This window comes from Elusimicrobiota bacterium (genome assembly GCA_028718185.1).
In the GTDB taxonomy this organism is placed as follows: Bacteria; Elusimicrobiota; UBA8919; order UBA8919; family UBA8919; genus JAQUMH01.
Genome location: JAQUMH010000009.1, coordinates 84,148 through 103,577 on the forward strand (window position 1 = coordinate 84,148; position 19,430 = coordinate 103,577).

General features: G+C 39.4%; 5 protein-coding genes. All 5 read right to left on the bottom strand.

From position 1 onward, the window contains the following. Nucleotides 1–156: 156 nt before the first annotated feature. On the bottom strand, nucleotides 157–7,593 hold the full coding sequence (locus PHE88_10340; GenBank protein ID MDD5688216.1) for a discoidin domain-containing protein: 7,437 nt from the start codon (nucleotides 7,591–7,593) through the stop codon (nucleotides 157–159). Between the two features lie 178 nt (nucleotides 7,594–7,771). After that, nucleotides 7,772–15,253, bottom strand: coding sequence for a discoidin domain-containing protein (locus tag PHE88_10345; protein MDD5688217.1), 7,482 nt, complete (start codon nucleotides 15,251–15,253; stop codon nucleotides 7,772–7,774). Nucleotides 15,254–15,448: 195 nt separating this feature from the next. Beyond that, nucleotides 15,449–16,054 (bottom strand): hypothetical protein, encoded by a 606-nt coding sequence (locus PHE88_10350; protein ID MDD5688218.1) that lies wholly within the window; start codon nucleotides 16,052–16,054, stop codon nucleotides 15,449–15,451. 110 nt (nucleotides 16,055–16,164) lie between these two features. Beyond that, nucleotides 16,165–17,115 carry a PorV/PorQ family protein gene (locus PHE88_10355; protein MDD5688219.1) on the bottom strand — a complete coding sequence of 317 codons (951 nt, stop codon included), beginning with the start codon at nucleotides 17,113–17,115 and terminating at the stop codon, nucleotides 16,165–16,167. Nucleotides 17,116–17,755: 640 nt separating this feature from the next. After that, on the bottom strand, nucleotides 17,756–18,997 hold the full coding sequence (locus PHE88_10360) for an endo-1,4-beta-xylanase (GenBank protein ID MDD5688220.1): 1,242 nt from the start codon (nucleotides 18,995–18,997) through the stop codon (nucleotides 17,756–17,758). Between the last annotated feature and the right edge of the window lie 433 nt (nucleotides 18,998–19,430).

The following is a 19,430-nucleotide window of genomic DNA, read 5'->3' on the forward strand; positions in this document are numbered from 1 at the left end:
AGATTGTTTCTGAGAAATTTCATTAAGCAACTACATCATTGGACTAAACTGTGTAATAGTGTCGTTGAGTCGTTGAGTGCAAAGAGTTTTAGTGTTTTAGAGTTATAGAGTTTAAACCCTATAACCCTACAACCCAATAACGATATAACTCTTCTCTCATTTCACTAATCCAACTTTCCCTGTCTTCTTGTTACCGGCAGCGTCTTCTATCTTGTATATATATACTCCTTTGCCTACCTTGTCACCATTGTCATTCTTGCCATCCCACTCAAGCCAGCCAAGATTACCATAATCTGTCTCTTTTAACTCTCTTATTATATCGCCTGTCACAGTATATAACTTCACTATACTGTTTATAGGTAAATTGCTTATCTTCAATTTACCATTAACTGCTGTTGCAGGATTATATGGGCTTGGATATACTTTTATATTATTTAAATCTACTGTCACATAACTGCCTAATATCCGGTATGTTGAAAAGTGTGTTACTGTTGCTGTTACTGTATTGTTTACTTTGTCTACTTTCTGCACTCCCGTAACTAACTCCCAATCTGTTCCTGTCCAATAGTAAATTCTAAGTCCGTCTTCGTTTAATGTCCCTATGTCCGATGATGTATATGGTATCGTTATGTTCACTGCTCTTGTGAATGTCTGGTTCTCTAATACAGGCGCACTATTGTTAAATGTCAGCTCGCCAAAATCATAACAGATAGGATTCACCGTGTTAGCATATTTCATTGTGTCTCGGACCACAGGCGCTGCACTTGTCCTTATTGACGCTAAATATTTATTAACTGATAAGACTCCTGTCGGTATCAGTATCTTTAATCCGTTAGCGCCTCGTATTGTTCCACCTTGATAGCCTACTGACTTGCCAACATACATATCACTGAAATTTATTATCACAGGGGCAGTGGTATCACCGGTCAACTCTACTGTATTTATATCACTTCGGAACGGGATTGATACTTCCTTCTCACCTGCATCTGCCTCGGTTAATAATGTATCTACCGTATCCAGGACACTACTTTTACTGTTCTTTGTTGTAAGTGTTATTGTGCCTGTGTAGTCAGTCGCTATGCTGTTCTCATCTACATTATATACCTGCACTTTAAACTTCAAACTCGCTGATGATGATGCACCTACCTTGGTTGTTGTTGTTCCGTCATCGTAGTAATATGTGTATATTATATGTTTTATGTTGTTGTTGTATGTCTTAAAACTGGATTGTTCTGATTCTGCAAGATTGTTAGATGCATCTTTGCTGTAAACCTTATAATAATAGGTCTTTCCTTTTAGTAACCCGCTAATGGAAACACTATGTAACCTAGTCATTGTGGTATCTAATGTCGTTGTACTGCCCATCGTTGTTGTTTGTCCATATGCTAATTGCGAATCTGAGTTCTCATCGGTATTCCAGGTTATCACTGCTCCATTTTGTGTTACTCCGACTTTCACATTGCTTATTACTGGCGGATTAGGATCATTAAGAATTGTTGCAAAACTATAATCAACTGTCGTTGTAGGATTACCGTTCATATCTACGGACACCATCCGGTAATGATAGGTTGTGTTCTCAGCAAGCCCGCTTAGTGTAACACTGTGGTTATATACTCCTCCGGTATCGGTTATAGCGGTAACACTGCCATAACTTGTTGTTAAGCCGTACTCTACTCTACTGTTAGATAACTCATTTGTTGTCCAGGTTATCACTATTGAATTCCCTGTTATACTTATTGTCCCCGGAGTACTAACTACTGGCGGTGTCGTATCAGAACTCAGTCTTATTATCTTAATGTAATTTAAATTACCGCAATGGTCGGCTGCTCCTGATTCCATGACCAGCTTCATTATTTGGTTGCCTGCGGTAAGTACCATATCAGACGAAACTTCTATATCTGTCCAGGTCTGCCAGCCACCGGTATTTGGTACATTTACTGATGCTGTTGTCCTATATGGAACTAAATTGTGCGAACCAAATTCAAGATGTACAGGACCACCGGCACTCCCGGCTGCTCCTCTTAGGATTATCCTGTATTCAGCAGTCTCGCTCACATTTATACTGTATTCTAACCATTCGCTTGGAATTGTATATTCTACATCGTAGCCGCCTCCGATATCTGTACAATTCTCGATATCTACCGCCTCGTTTGTCCGGTATTTATTGGGGATGTTGCTGGGAGTTGTATCATTGTATGCCTCTCCCTGTCCGCCTGTATCGAAATTCTCTAACTCTATTGTTGTTGTGTTTGCTCCTATCTGCCAGGGGTTACCATTGTTTCCAAATGACATCTGGCCGGTTACTGTTATTGAAAAAGTAGCATTTGAACTGTCGGTAGTCCCTCCAACTATCTCTACTAACCTTATTAAACAATTACTACTCGCACTGCTCGGTAATGTTACGACTTCATTACCATCATTAACTGTGTTGGCTACTAATGTACTCCAATTAGTTCCGCCATCTACAGATATCTGGAGCATTACATTCCCTACTCCACCGGCACTCGTCCACGTTACTGTCTGCTGGCTGCCGGCTAGTAAATTCTCGCCACCGTTCGGGTAACTTATTGTTATACTCTTCACTGGAGTTATACCACTTGTCCCGTATACTTCAAACTCATTTAGTGAATAGCCCCAACTTGTTCCCCGCGCTGTGCCATACATACGGATATATCTACCGCTGCCATTAAGTCCACTTAGTGTTTCTACACCACCGGTTCCATTTACCTTTGTATATATTGCTGTCCAATTTATATCATTACTGGATACTTGGAGCTGATAGTCCTTTCCATATGCGCCTGCGTCTTGCCACCTTAGCACTACCTGATTTATATTATATGTATTTACTAAATCTATTTCTAACCATTGCGGGTCGCTAAATTGTGATGACCAGCGAGTCGATACATTCCCATCTACTGCCTTAGTCGCTTCTAATCCCGCGCCCTCTTCCGATGACGCTGTCGCTGTTTTACCTATTGCTATATTCCCTTGGGTAGTCGTCTGTCCACTTACTATATTGGATATCCCTGACCAGTTAGGTACTTCATCGCCTACCTTCATCGCAAAATAATATGTTATCCCGACATTTAAACCCTGGACTGCATAACTCTGGTTATTTCCGGCTATCAACGGAGTAGGTTCGCCACTGCACTGTGTTACACCTACACTGTCCCAATTGCTACCGGTTATACTAAATGTCGCATACCGAATATCATATACACTTGCTGTCCCTATATTATTATCATCACCTACTGATATCCAACTTAACGAAATACTATTACTGGTTGCACTACCTGTTGCTAATGTGTTTATCACTGTGGGTGGTGTCGTGTCAGGTGCATTTGTTGCTTTGTTTACTACATTGGATATTCCTGACCAGTTTGATACTTCATCACCTACCTTCATCGCAAAATAATAAGTTATCCCAGAACTTAAACCCTGGACCGTATAACTCTGATTAGTTCCAGCTACTAATGGAGCAGGTACTCCACTGCATTGTGTAGCTGTTGCCCAATTACTCTCATTTATACTTACATTTGCATAGCGGATATCATACACACTTGCCGTACCTATATTTCCATCATCACCTACTGTTGTCCAACTTAATGTTACACTGTTACTGGTTGCAACACCTGTCGCTAATGTGTTTATCGCTGAGGGTGTTATCGCGTCAGGTCCTATTATTGTATAGTCAGCGGAGTTTTCAATACTGGTAGTCATTCCACTCTTAGTTGCTATTGCTCTCAACTTGCAGTTCTGGGTTATTGTAACTGCCAACGGCGAACTTCCGGAAATAGTGGTTCCTCCGCCGGTTGGTGAAGGAACACTTCCATCAATAGTATATCTTATGGTTGCTCCTGAAGTGCCACATTTAATTATAACCGGTGTGCCTGATAAGTATTTTCCTTTAAAAAGAGAAAATGAAGGAGGATAAACTGTGTTTTTATTCACTGTATTATTTACAAGCGTATAATAATCGTCGAAAGGAGTTAATACGGGTGGTTTAGGGTCTCCACCAATGAATAACATACTTAGAAATATATAGTTATTTACACCCCACGACTCTATCTCTTGCCTTACCTGATTCATGCCGTACGTAGTCCATGCCCCTGGTGATCCGTCCATCCCCATTGTCTCTGTATCAATTTGTGGGTATGTTTGTACTAATTCTTTTATACGAATTTCATTCCGCCCATAAGCATGCCATCCGACACTTGCATTTGAATAATCTATTGGTGCCAGTCCCAGTGACGGCGTAGTTCCTGAAGACACTACAGATACATAAGATAAAGATGGATCACATGTACTACATATTCCGGATGATGTAAAAGTCCACATTATTATGGGTGTATCAGGTGCTCTATCACGAATGTATTTATACATATATGCCTGATAATCTATTTCCTTCTGGGTATAATGATCAATTCTATAACCTATAGGTTCGTTGCTGTATTCAAATAAAACATTGGTATCGTTCTTGAATTCCCTGGCAACTGCATCCCAAAAAGCAATATGGTCATTTTTCCAAACATTTTGAACAGTTATCTTTCCATTCACTAGTCCTGTTGCTTTATCGTAAGTATCCAAAGTAAAAGAGTCTTCATACAACAATATCCCTGTCAATCCATCATAGCCCACAGGGTGGTAATCAATAATGATATACATACCCAGTTCTGCGGCATAATCTACTGCTTTCCGAATTTGGGCGGTAGAGAAGCCTACTGTTGTCCAATCAGCACCTACAGGACCAAGCCATGTTCCCATAGCCTTACCTTCTACTCTCTTATCCCTATAAACTAATAATCTATTTGTATTAAAATTGTATGTATCTCTCGAATTTTGCCATTCGGCTTTAGTGTTTGTTCCTGTACCTACCGGCACCCTTGGAGTATCTCCTCTTAACGGTGCACCATTATCAGCACATAGCCGACCATTTACTATTATGGGACGTCCCCTTGGTATAATACCCTGAGCAGTTGTTGCTTTACTTACTACATTGGATAGTCCTGACAAATTTGGAACTTCATCTGCTACCTTCATAGCAAAATAATATGTTATCCCTGAACTTAAACCCTGGACTGTATAATTCTGAATACTTCCGGCTACTGATGGAGCAGGTACTCCACTGCATTGCGTTGCTGTTGCCCAATTACTATCATTTATACTTACATTTGCATAACGGATATCATATACGCTTGCTGTACCAGTATTTCCATCATCGCCTACTGACGTCCAACTTAATGCTACACTATTACTGGTTGCACTACCTGCCGTTAATGTGTTTATTGGCGAAGGTGCTGTTGTGTCAGCTGCATTTGTTGCTTTGCTTACTACATTGGATATTCCTGACAAGTTGGGCACTTCATCCGCTACCTTCATTGCAAAATAATAGGTTATTCCTGAACTTAAACCATTAACTGTCCAACTCTGATTAGTTCCGGCTACTAATGGCGCTGGTTCTCCGCTGCATTGTGTCGCTGTCGCCCAATTACTCTCAGTTATACTTACATTCGAATACCGGATATCATACGCACTTGCTGTTCCTGTGTTACCATCATCACCTACTGATGTCCAATTTAACACTACACTGTTACTGGTCGCACTACCTGTCGCTAATGTATTTATTGCTGATGGTGCTGTAGTGTCGGGTGTATTTAAATTACCATATATTTTAAACTCGCGTAATCCAAGATTGTAACTATCAAGGGTTCCGGACGGTGTTATTCTCGTTGTCACATTCAACCGGACATATTGACCCCTATCACTACCACCTAATACTATATCTTCAGTACCCGCATAATCACCTCTGGTACCGTTTGTCTGCGTGTATATTGGTGTCCAGTTTATATGGTCATCTGATATTTGTATTGCATAAGATTTACCGTAAGAATTGTATGGATATCTTCCCCACTCTAAGATTACTTCTGTTATTTTATATTTAGCACCTAAATCTACATATATCCATTCCGGCTCAATACGTTGTGCTACCCAACCTGTACTTAAATCACCATCTACGGCTTTACTCGCTATATCTGTTCCTTCAACAGTAGATGCTGTTACTGCTTTATTTAATGCTATATTTGTATAATTCTCAGTAATTGTACCTTGCGCATTATTGGATACATCCGACCAGTTACCTACTTCATCTGCTGTTCTTATTGCAAAATAATAAAGTGTATTCGGCTTCCTGCCGGGTACTGTAAAGGTCTCAGAATTATAAGGTGCTTTCGGGTGGAATCCACCGTAAATACTCGCTATTCCCCAGTTGGCATTTGTTATTGAAAAAGTTGCACTCCTTATACTATACTCAAACGCTGTGCCTGTCATCCCATTATTACCGGGCGCACTCCAGCTTAATGTCATTGTGTCACGACCTTTACTGCTTACTGATAAATTATTTATCGCTGATGGTGCTGTTGTGTCTAATGTCCAAGTAAGTGGGGACAATTTTATCATCACAACATCTTTTGCAGGTACATTTGCTGTGTAACTTCCACTAATTGTTCCTAATTCGCTATGTGTCCACAAATCACGGACCTTCATACCGGTCCCTGATGGCAATCCTAAATCAGACCAGTTAACAGTTATGTTTGATGCTGATGTCCCTCGGTTATATAATACTACTGCTGTACAACCATTTATTAATGGCTTTGCTATAACGTCTAAAGTTCCAACATTTACAGTGTTTACCCTTTTACCCGCAATACCAAGTCTATCCTGATGTACTGCTATTACTTCTGTGTTTGTAGCTATAGCTTTGGCTTCCGCTGACCAACTATATCCAACAGCTAATGGTGCAGCTAATATGCATTGAAGACTAAAAGCCATTTTACCACCATCAAGCGAATCAGGATGATTCCAATGACCGGGTCCTGCATATGGAGATAGCGTAATCAGGTTGTCGTAAGCAGCGATACCTCCGCCATCGCCTGCAGTTCGCCATAAATTACCTATAGGTTCGCCCCATGTCCAGACTGAATTATTTCCATAGTTACATATTTCATAAATCATTGAACGTCCTGTTCTTAGTATACAATCTCGCATAAGTGTATATGCCGCTATTGATTCACTCGCACCTCCAGTGAAACTACATGCGTCATATTTCAAAAAATCTACTCCCCATGATGCAAATTCGTCTGCATCCTGTTGTTCGTGTCCATAACTACCTTGATAAAGTACCTTTCCATCCCACGCAGCACAAGTAGTGGGTCCGGGAGATGAATATATTCCAAACTTAAATCCCAATTCATGAACCTTATCAGCTACATATTTCATTCCATGTGGAAATTTTACAAGGTCTACTTGTATACTGCCATCAGGATTAAGACTGCCTGTCTGCCAACCATCATCTATGTCTATATATTTATATCCGGCAGCTTGCATCCCGTTTGCTACCATTCCATTTGCTACTTCTAAGATTTTTGCCTCGTTTATATTTGTAACATATTCCCAACTACACCAAACCATCGGTGGTGTACGTGCTAACCCATTATCCAAAGCATATGTTGAGGTTCTGAATGAAAGTAGAAGTCCTATACAAATACAAATAAACATAAAACATTGACTGCTTAACTTATTTTTCATCTTCTTCATAATTAACACCTCAATAAGTTCTTTGAAATTTGCTTCGCGTAATTTATTGAAATTTATAGAAACTTACTGAAATTTGTTGAAATTCATGGAAAATTTATTGTTTTATTTCTATCTATTTCTATCAGTTTCAATATATTTCCCTAATCTCTTAGTCTCCTAGTATCCTAATCTCTGTCTTTCACTTTACCAGTCCTACCTTCCCTGTCTTCTTGTTACCGGCAGCGTCTTCTATCTTGTATATATATACTCCTTTGCCTACCTTGTCGCCATTGTCATTCTTACCATCCCACTCGAGCCAGCCTAGATTACCATAATCTATTTCTCTTAACTCCCTTATTATATCGCCTGTCACAGTATACAACTTCACTATACTGTTTATAGGCAGGTTTGTTATCTTCAATTTACCATTGACTGCCGTTGCAGGATTATACGGGCTTGGATAGACTTTTATATTATTTAAATCTACTGTAACATAACTGCCTAATATCCGGTATGTTGAAAAGTGTGTTACTGTCGCTGTTACCGTATTGTTTAATTTGTCTACCTTCTGCACTCCTGTTACTAACTCCCAATCTGTCCCACTCCAGTAATATATCCTAAGTCCATCTTCGTTTAATGTCCCTATGTCCGCTGATGTATATGGTATCGTTATGTTCACTGCTCTTGTGAATGTCTGGTTCTCTAATACAGGAGCACTATTGCTAAATGTCAGCTCGCCAAAATCATAACATATCGGATTTACCGTGTTAGCATATTTCATTGTGTCTCGAACAGCAGGCACTGCACTTGTCTTTATTGATGCTAAATATTTATTAACTGATAAGACTCCTGTCGGTATCAGTATCTTTAGTCCGTTTGCACCTCGTATTGTTCCTCCCTGATAACCTACCAACTTACCAATATACATATCACTGAAATTTATTACTATCGTAGATGTTGTATCTCCTGTTAGCTCTATTGTGTTTATATCACTTCTAAACGGGATTGAAACTTCTTTCTCGCCTGCATCCGTCTCAAGTAATGTTGAATCTACTGTATCCAAAACACTACTCTTACTGTTCTTTGTTGTAAGTGTTATTGTCCCGGTATAGTCAGTCGCTATGCTGTTCTCATCCATATTATATACCTGCACTTTAAACTTCAAACTCGCTGATGCTGACGCACCTACCTTGGTCGTTGTTGTCCCGTCATCGTAGTAATATGTGTATATTATATGTTTTATGTTGTTGTTGTATGTCTTAAAACTGGATTGTTCTGATTCTGCAAGATTGTTAGATGCATCTTTGCTGTAAACCTTATAATAATAGGTCTTTCCTTTTAGTAACCCGCTAATGGAAACACTATGTAACCTAGTCATTGTGGTATCTAATGTCGTTGTACTGCCCATCGTTGTTGTTTGTCCATATGCTAATTGCGAATCTGAGTTCTCATCGGTATTCCAGGTTATCACTGCTCCATTTTGTGTTACTCCGACTTTCACATTGCTTATTACTGGCGGATTAGGATCATTAAGAATTGTTGCAAAACTATAATCAACTGTCGTTGTAGGATTACCGTTCATATCTACGGACACCATCCGGTAATGATAGGTTGTGTTCTCAGCAAGCCCGCTTAGTGTAACACTGTGGTTATATACTCCTCCGGTATCGGTTATAGCGGTAACACTGCCATAACTTGTTGTTAAGCCGTACTCTACTCTACTGTTAGATAACTCATTTGTTGTCCAGGTTATCACTATTGAATTCCCTGTTATACTTATTGTCCCCGGAGTACTAACTACTGGCGGTGTCGTATCAGAACTCAGTCTTATTATCTTAATGTAATTTAAATTACCGCAATGGTCGGCTGCTCCTGATTCCATGACCAGCTTCATTATTTGGTTGCCTGCGGTAAGTACCATATCAGACGAAACTTCTATATCTGTCCAGGTCTGCCAGCCACCGGTATTTGGTACATTTACTGATGCTGTTGTCCTATATGGAACTAAATTGTGCGAACCAAATTCAAGATGTACAGGACCACCGGCACTCCCGGCTGCTCCTCTTAGGATTATCCTGTATTCAGCAGTCTCGCTCACATTTATACTGTATTCTAACCATTCGCTTGGAATTGTATATTCTACATCGTAGCCACCACCGATATCTGTACAATTTTCTATATCTACCGCCTCGTTTGTCCGGTATTTATTGGGGATGTTGCTGGGAGTTGTATCATTATACGCCTCTCCCTGTCCGCCTGTATCATAGTTCTCTAACTCTATTGTTGTTGTGTTTGCTCCTATCTGCCACGGGGTACCTGCCGGTGTGTTTCCAAATGACATCTGTCCTGTTACTGTTATTGAAAAATATCCATTTGTAGTATCAGTAGTCCCGCCAACTATCTCTACTAACCTTATTAAACAACTACTGCTTGCATTACTCGGTAATGTTACGACTTCATTACCATCATTCGCTGTGTTGGCTACTAATATACTCCAATTTGTCCCGCCATCTACAGATATCTGGAGCATTACATTCCCTACTCCACCAACACTTGTCCATGTTACTGTCTGCTGGCTGCCGGCTAGTAAATTCTCGCCACCGTTCGGGTAGGTTATTGTTATGCTCTTTGCCGGCGTTGTCCCGCTTGTCCCGTATACTTCAAACTCATTTAGTGAATATCCCCAATTCGTTCCTCGCGCTGTGCCATACATACGGATATATCTGCCACTACCGCTAAGTCCACTTAGTGTTTCTACACCACCGGTTCCATTTACCTTTGTATATATCGCTGTCCAATTTATATCATTACTGGATACTTGGAGCTGGTAGTCTCTTCCATATGCGCCTGCGTCTTGCCACCTTAGCACTACCTGGGTTATATTATATGTATTTACTAAATCTATTCTTAGCCATTGCGGGTCGCTAAATTGTGATGACCAACGAGTCGAGACATTCCCATCTACTGCCTTAGTCGCTTCTAATCCTGCGCCCTCTTCCGACGATGCTGTCGCTGTTTTACCTATAGCTATATTCCCTTGGGTAGTCGTCTGTCCACTTACTACATTGGATATCCCTGACCAGTTAGGTACTTCATCGCCTACCTTCATAGCAAAATAATATGTTATCCCGGCATTTAAACCCTGAACTGTATAACTCTGGTTATTTCCGGCTACTAATGGAGTAGGTTCGCCACTGCACTGTGTTACACCTACACTGTCCCAATTGCTACCGGTTATACTAAATGTCGCATAGCGAATATCATATACGCTTGCTGTGCCTATATTATTATCATCACCTACTGATGTCCAATTTAACGCTATACTATTACTGGTTGCACTGCCTGTTGCCAATGTGTTTATCACTGTGGGTGGTGTCGTGTCAGGTGCATTTGTTGCTTTATATACTACATTGGATATTCCTGACCAGTTTGATACTTCATCACCTACCTTCATCGCAAAATAATATGTTATCCCCGAACTTAAACCATTGACCGTATAACTTTGATTATTACCAGCTACCAACGGCGTCGGCTCTCCACTACATTGTGTTACACCTGCCAAATCCCAGTTGCTACTTGTTATTCCAAATGTCGCATAGCGAATATCATACACACTTGCCGTACCAATATTATTATCATCGCCTACTGAGGTCCAACTTAATGCTACACTGTTACTGGTTGCAACACCTGTCGCTAATGTGTTTATCGCTGAGGGTGATATCGCGTCAGGTCCTGTTATTGTATAGTCAGCAGAATTTTCAATACTGGTAGTCATTCCACTCTTGGTAGCTATTGCTCTCAACTTGCAGTTCTGGGTTATTGTAACTGCCAACGGCGAACTTCCGGAAATAGTGGTTCCTCCGCCGGTTGGTGAAGGAACACTCCCATCAATAGTATATCTTACGGTTGCTCCTGAAGTACCACATTTAATTATAACCGGTGTTCCTGATGAGTATTTTCCTTTAAAAAGAGAAAATGAAGGAGGATAGACTATGTTTGGATTTGAATAATAAGGGTCGGGATTTTCCATTACAGGAGGAAGAACTCCTCCTCCACTGAATAATTGACTTAGGAATATATAGTTATGTTCACCCCACGTATCCAACTTTTGCCTTACCTGATTAAAAGTAGTCGTTGTGTCCTTAGTATAATCTGCGTCCCAACCCATCTGCTCTGTCATAATACTTGGATATGTTTGTACTAATTCTCTTACACGAACTCCCCCCATACAATTTCCATCATATGCACAATCACCTATCCAGTATGCATGCCATCCTACACTGGCATTTGAATAATCTATTGGTGTCAATGCAAGCGATGGTGTTGTTCCTGAAGAGACTACTGTGACAAAAGATAAATTTGGGTCACAGGTCTGGCAAACTACAGGTGATGGGAAAGACCACATTATAATGTGTGTATCGGGTGCTCTATCACGTATGTATTTATACATAAATGCCTGGTAATCTATATCCTTCTGTGTCCAATGGTCTATTCTATATCCTATCGGTTCATTGTCCCATTCATATATAACATGGGTTTTGTCTTTGTACCGCCTGGCAACTTTATCCCAAAACTCAAGATGGTCGGCTTTGGTAAGATTGGCTGCCTGGATATTGTTAAACTTCCATGTATCTTCATAAACCCCGTACCCGATAGGATGATGACTATAATTAATAATTATATACATTCCCAGTTCTTCAGCATACTGTACTGCTTTGTCTATTTGTGTGATACACCAATCTGTTGTTGTCCAACCAAGGCCACTAAGACCGAAAGTTGTCCTCTGGTCCCTGTAAACAAATAACCTTCCTGTATTAAAATGAAATTCGTCTCTCGCTCGCTGCCATTCGGCTTTACTGTTTGTCCCTGCACCATCCGGATTTGACGGCCAGCTTGAGTTTCCTACTCTTGGAGTATCTCCTCTTAATGGCGCACCATTATCGGCACATAACTGACCGTTTAGTATTATAGGACGACCCCTTCCAATATTACTTTGTGCAGTCGTCTGACCGGTTACTATATTGGATATCCCTGACAAATTTGGAACTTCATCCGCTACCTTCATAGCAAAATAATAAGTTATTCCTGAACTTAAACCCTGGACGGTATAACCCTGATTAGTTCCGGCTACTAACGGAGCAGGTACTCCACTGCATTGTGTTACACCTGCCAAATCCCAGTTGCTGCCGGTTATATTAAAAGTCGCATAGCGAATATCATATGTCGTAGCTGTACCAGTTTTATCATCATCACCTACTGACGTCCAACTTAACGCTATACTGTTACTCGTTACACTACCTGCAACTAATGTGTCTATTGCCGAAGGCGCTTTGGTGTCGGCTGTATTTGTTGCTCTGCTTACTACATTGGATAGTCCTGACCAGTTGGTGGGCACTTCATCTCGGACCTTCATCGCAAAATAATAGGTTATCCCAGAACTTAAACCCTGGACTGTATAACTCTGATTAGTTCCGGCTACTAACGGAGCAGGTACTCCACTACATTGTGTCGCTGTTGCCCAATTACTATCATTTATATTTACATTTGAATATCGGATATCATATACACTCGCTGTTCCTGTGTTATTATCATCACCTACTGACGTCCAACTTAACGAAACACTGTTGCTCGTTGCAACACCTGTCGTTAATGTATTTACAGCTGAAGGTGATATAATGTCAGGTGTACTTGAATTGCCATATATTTTAAACTCGCGTAAACAAAGATTATACCACCCATCCATTCCTATAGTTTTTCCCGATGGTGATATTATTGTTGTTACATATAACCGAACATATCTACCCCTATCGTTACCACCTAATACTATATCTTCAGTACTCGCAAAATCACCTCTGACTCCATTTGTCTGTGTGTATATTGGTGTCCAGTTTATTTTATCATCCGATATTTGTATTGCATAAGATTTACTATATGAATTGTATGGATCCCTTCCCCATTCTAATATAACTTCTGTTATCTTGTATGTTGCACCTAAATCTACATATATCCATGTAGGCTCTATACGTTGTGCTATCCAACCAGTATTTAAATCACCATCGACTGCTTTACTCTCTATATCTGTTCCTTCTACATTTAATGCTTTCGCTGATTTATTTAATGCTAAATTTGTAAAATTCTCAGTAATCGTACCCTGCGCATTATTGGATACATCAGACCAGTTACCAACCTCATCTGCTGTTCTTATCGCAAAGTAATAAAGCGTGTTCGGCTTCCTGCCGGGTACTGTAAAGGTCTCTGAACTATAAGGTGCTTTCGGGTGGAACCCACCGTAAATACTTGCTGTTCCCCAGTTGGCATTTGTTATTGGAAAAGTTGCACTCCGTATACTATACTCAAACGCTGTGCCACTCATTTCATTATTACCAGGCGCACTCCAACTTAAAGTCATTGTATCACGACCTTTACTACTTACTACCAAACTGTTTATCACTGCGGGTGATGATGTGTCTAACGTCCAGGAAGGCGGAGATAACTTTAGCATTACAACATTTGTTGATTCTACAATTGTTGTGTAACTTCCACTAAATGTTCCTTTATCACTATTTGCCCATATATCAAATACCTTCATACCGGTTCCTGAGGGCAATCCTATATCAGACCAGTTAACTGTTATATTTTGTGCTGATGTCCCTCTATTATATATTAATACTGCTGTACAACCATTTATTAAAGGCCTTGCTATAATGTCTACATTACCCACTATTTTTACCCTTCTGCCTGCTATTCCAAGTCTATCCTGATTTATTGCTATTGCTTCTTTGTTTTTATACATTGTAATCCTATCTAGTGTTGCCTGTGTCATATTGCGAAAATCAATAATAATATCCAATGATACGGCTAACATGCAATTAAGACTAAATGACACTCTCTCATCACCAACAGGCGCATTATCCTCAGGAGCATTCCAATGTCCAGGACCCGCATATTTATATAGAGTATCCACTATCTTGTCATAATTTGAACCATCATAACCTGCTCCATCGCCTGCTGTCCGCCAAGAATTACCTACCGGGTCTCCCCATTCCCATACTGAATTCGCACCATAGTTACTTATTTCATAAATCATAGAACGTCCTGTTCTAAGTATACAGTCTCGCATTAGTGCATATCCCGCTATTTCCTCTTCCTTGCTACCAGGATGAAAAGTACACTCGTCATAATACACACCATCAATACCCCATGCTGCAAATTCGTCTGCATCCTGTTGTTCATGGCCATAACTACCTAGTTTTAGACTGCAATTCTGAGGTCCAGGTGATGAAGATATTTCCATCTTTAGTCCTTTAGAGTGAGTATAATCAACTATATATTTTATACCATTCACACTCACACCATTAACAATAACAGCTGGAAATTTGTTTGTATCTTCTTTCTGGCTTCCATCCGGATTAAGGGTATCAGTACTCTGCCAACCATCACATAGACCCTCGAGCCATATATATCCAGCATCCCGCAGTCCACTTGATACCATACCATCTGCCATCAACTTAAGATTATCCCCACTTATATTTGTAGTAAAAACACACCAAGCATTACAACCCATTTTTGGTGTACGAACTAACCCATTATCCCAAGCATATGCAGGTGTTCTTAATGAAATAAATAATCCTATACAAATACAAACAAATAAAAAACATGGACTACTTAGCTTATTTTTCATCTTTTTCACAATTAATACCTCCATATGAATGTTCTTGTATTCTTACGTTCTAAATTCTTTACAGAAGCAGAGTGGAGTTTATCCCACATAATCACTGTACGAGGCTCTGCGGCTACATGACATTGGACATCGGACTTCGGACTTCGGACTGCTTCTTTAATTACTATATAACGTACTTTTGCTGTTTTGTCAATACTATTCCACCTTTTTTATAACAATATAATCTAAATTCAGTCCGGGAGAATATACTTGCTGCAATTTTAAAACATGTTCTCCTGCTTTAATATTGAACTTTAGAGGAGTTTGTCCATCCGGATTCAGGACAATCCATGGTTGCCATTCGGTTGCTTGATAGCCCCATCCTCCGGTAACTTTAAAGAAAATCCTTTCTAAATCTGCTGTTGGATATGCGCCATCAATAATTAGCGAGCGACAAGCATCCTCCGGAGTAGCATATTGTAATGTAATTGTATATAAACCGGTTTTAGGTATAGAAAATTTCCATTCAACCCATTGCCCGGCATTATTCCAATTCCCAATTGTTTTTTTACTTGCTCCTACTTTATTTTCTTCAATTTTTACTTCACCGCCGCCTTGTCCGCTAAAATCTTCTGCCTCAATTTTTATTTCTTCCCCAGATACATTTTGCTTAGGAGCAGTTTCACTTTTGTTAGTTGTTGTTTCACTTTTCTTAGCAGTTGTAGTAGTTTTCTTACTGACAGATTTTTTTCTTGCCTCAACCTGCCCCACACAAGTTAAACACATTCCAAACACAATCCCGAAAACAATCCAATTCCTCATATTCAACTACCTCCTATTAAATTCTGTTATAGGGTTATAGTGTTATAGGGTTTTAACTCTACAAACTCTATGAACTCTATAACTCTATAACTCTATAATTCTTTTTCCTTTTACTCTTTCCCTCCAAACCTTATACCTAACGATATCCTGTGTGTATCGCCTAAATCTTTTGTCGGAACAAACGCATAATCTAAATTAAATGTTGAACTTTCACCGGCTATCCTAAACCCGCCACCTAATGTATATGTCTCTTCATCATATCCGAGCTTGTAGCCTGCTCGGATTCCTATCATCTCCGCGAGCATTAACTCCATACCGATATTCTCTTTCGTAATTGCAGTGTCTAATCCATAATTGACATCAACTGCGAGCGTTAAATTGTTCTCACCTTCAAATGCTGAGAACTTCTTGCCTAAACCTGCCTTTATATTACCCGGCATACTATCACTTCCTACTTTACCGCCTAAATTCTGTACCGCTAAACCTAATTGAATTCCACCTTTAACAGGAACATACTCTACTCCTAAGTCTAATCCAAACCCGGATGTATTGTCTGTGTCTATCTTCTGGCTTGCTATCTTCAAACTGCCACCTACATTTATTGTATCATCTACCTGTTTGCCGTAACTTATCGCGCCACCAATATCCTTTGGACTGTAACTGCCCACACTACCTACTGCATCATATGCGCCTGCAGAATCTTCTAACGTCTTATCAATACTGCCATAATTAAGGTACATTACCTGTAAACCAATTGTAGAACTTTCACTAACAGGATGTCCGAACGCCAAATACTCGTAACTTATTCCTTCAAAATATGATAAATGCATAAAGGAGAATTCGGTCGCACTAACTGACCCTAACCCTGCCGGATTCCAATACACGCTATTGACATCTTCGGCTACTGCTACCTGCGCGCCACCCATTCCTTCCTGCTTGGCACCTACTCCTACTTTTAAAAACTGCATTGCTGAGCTGCCGACACCGGCTTCTACTTTGCTGATACACATAATTCCAGTAAACAATGTTGCTAACATAACGACATTCATCACTTTTAACATATTTACCTCCATTTTCTGAAATTTATTGAAACTTATTGAAATTTGTTGTTGATTATCCCGATTCTTATTTATAATTGAATATGTAATCGGGATTGTTTTATTGGTCTCCGGTAGGGGACTCAATAAAACAAAAAAAAAGTTTCTTAAAAAACTAGATAATTACTTAATTAAGTTTTTAAAACCTAATTAACTAATTCGCTAATTCTCTAATCAACTTTTTTGTTTTCGGTAACCTTGCTGGCTTGATAGTTAGATCTTTGTAATTTCTATTAATTTCTACTTTATTTCCACTTATTACAAGATCTACTTTAATTGTTTTGTCGCTTATCGGCAACCTGTTGGCGTTACTATCTTAGCCCTTGGTTTTGCGAACTCATCAAGGTTTCCCTTGAGCAGCCTTTTCGGATTAGCACTCGCAGGTCGGAGCTACTGCACCGACCGAGAATGCAACCCCGCAGTATGCGGGGCAAACAGCATAGTATACTTTTTTCTCTTTTTGTTCCCTCTTAATCAAAGTATAACGCATGGAGTAAAATAAGTCAATGTCAAAAACTGCAGTTCTTTTGTCAAATAATTTGATATGAAAATGGATTATATTTAGTAAAGATTGAAATTAACTATCTTGCATCAAAAAAGTTGTTCATTTTATATTTACACAACAATGTGTTGACTTTTCAGTATCGAATTCGTAATGATATTTTTCCCATATACCTTTGGAAATTAATATATCAACCTCATATTTACCTAAAAATCCAGAAAATGAAAATTTACCTTCTTTATCAGTTCTGCCTGTTACTTTGGTATTCCATTCTTCGGTAATAAGTTGCTTGAGTTTATCGTAAGCAAGTTTCGGTTTGAAATCCTTTCTTAATAACCCGCCACCTTTTAACCAGTGATCCTTTTCTGCAAAACCCCATGTATTAATAGAAGCTACGCTTGGATGAGCAAATACAACCCGGTAAAATTTTTCCACCCAATCTGATTGTTTTTCTTCTGTCCAGTTGCCTTTTTTCCATGAACCAGTGATTCTGCCGCGGGATACCGGTGCAAATTCGGTTATATGGATTTCTTTACCAAGTCGGGAATATTTATCCAGAATTTTCACTACCCTATCTAACAAAAACCTTTCTGTTCTGGGCTCGTGTGCTTGAATACCTATTCCGTCAAATTGTACTCTTTTTTCTATATTTGAAAGAAAATTAAAAAATTTTGTAGTATATAAACCGCTAAAAACATGAAAATCGTTAACAATAAGTTTTGCGTCCGGATTTTTAGCCCGCGCCCATTTTATCGGCTGGATTACATAATCCTCTAATGATATATTTTTGAAACATTTTGGTGGTCCGGCAATCGGTTCATTAACAATATCCCAAATATCAATTTTGTTTTTATAATAAGAAACGCACTCTTCAACCCTACGTTTTGTTCTCGGCCAAAATAAAGTTTCATTTTTAACAGGAAGCCAGCCAGGCATACCGGGACGCGTTCGCCAGTTGGAAAACCATACCAGAGGATGTCCCTTAAATGTGATATCATACTTTTTGCACCAGTTGATAAGCATATTAATTTTCTTGTAATTTGGTTTTCCGTCAACAGGCTCGAACATTCGCCAGTAAAAAGGCAACACTGCAAAATTAAATAGTTCAAAGAAATACTTATTATATAACCGTATTTCCCGTTCTGATAAGTTATCAAATCCAAAATATATACACCCGAACAAAAACTTATGTCTCTTGAGTGCTACCCTAACAGGCAAATTGCTTAGAGGTACATTCTTAGAATTAACAAGTTTAATTTCTATCTGCTTTTTTCTGTGTTTTTCTATATTTTCATAAGACTGTTCCAAAACCATATTTTCAGCAAATTCAGTACCTGTTTTCATTTTTCGATGAGATCCTTTTTTTTTATTCACGGAGGTCGGAGCTACTGCACCGACTTAATTATTTTGGAGTTCCCTACCGGAAACCCAAAATAATAATAAATAATCCCGATAGCAAAATTCATTATATAAGAATCGGGGTAATCAACAACAAGTTTCAGTAAATCTCAATCTTCAATCTTCTTGACTTTGGACTGCACTTACTGAAGCAGAGTGGAACCGTAGGTCCCGCATGTTTATTGTGCGGGACTCTGCGGCTACATTTGACTACGGACATTGGACATCGGACATCGGACGCCTCTGTTTTATTTTTCCACACCAATCTTTATTTTCTTTACTCCTGTGCTGTTTTCTATAAATATAATATATACTCCACTCGCTACTCCCTTACCACCATCATTCTTACCATCCCATACTACCTTACCGCTATTACCTA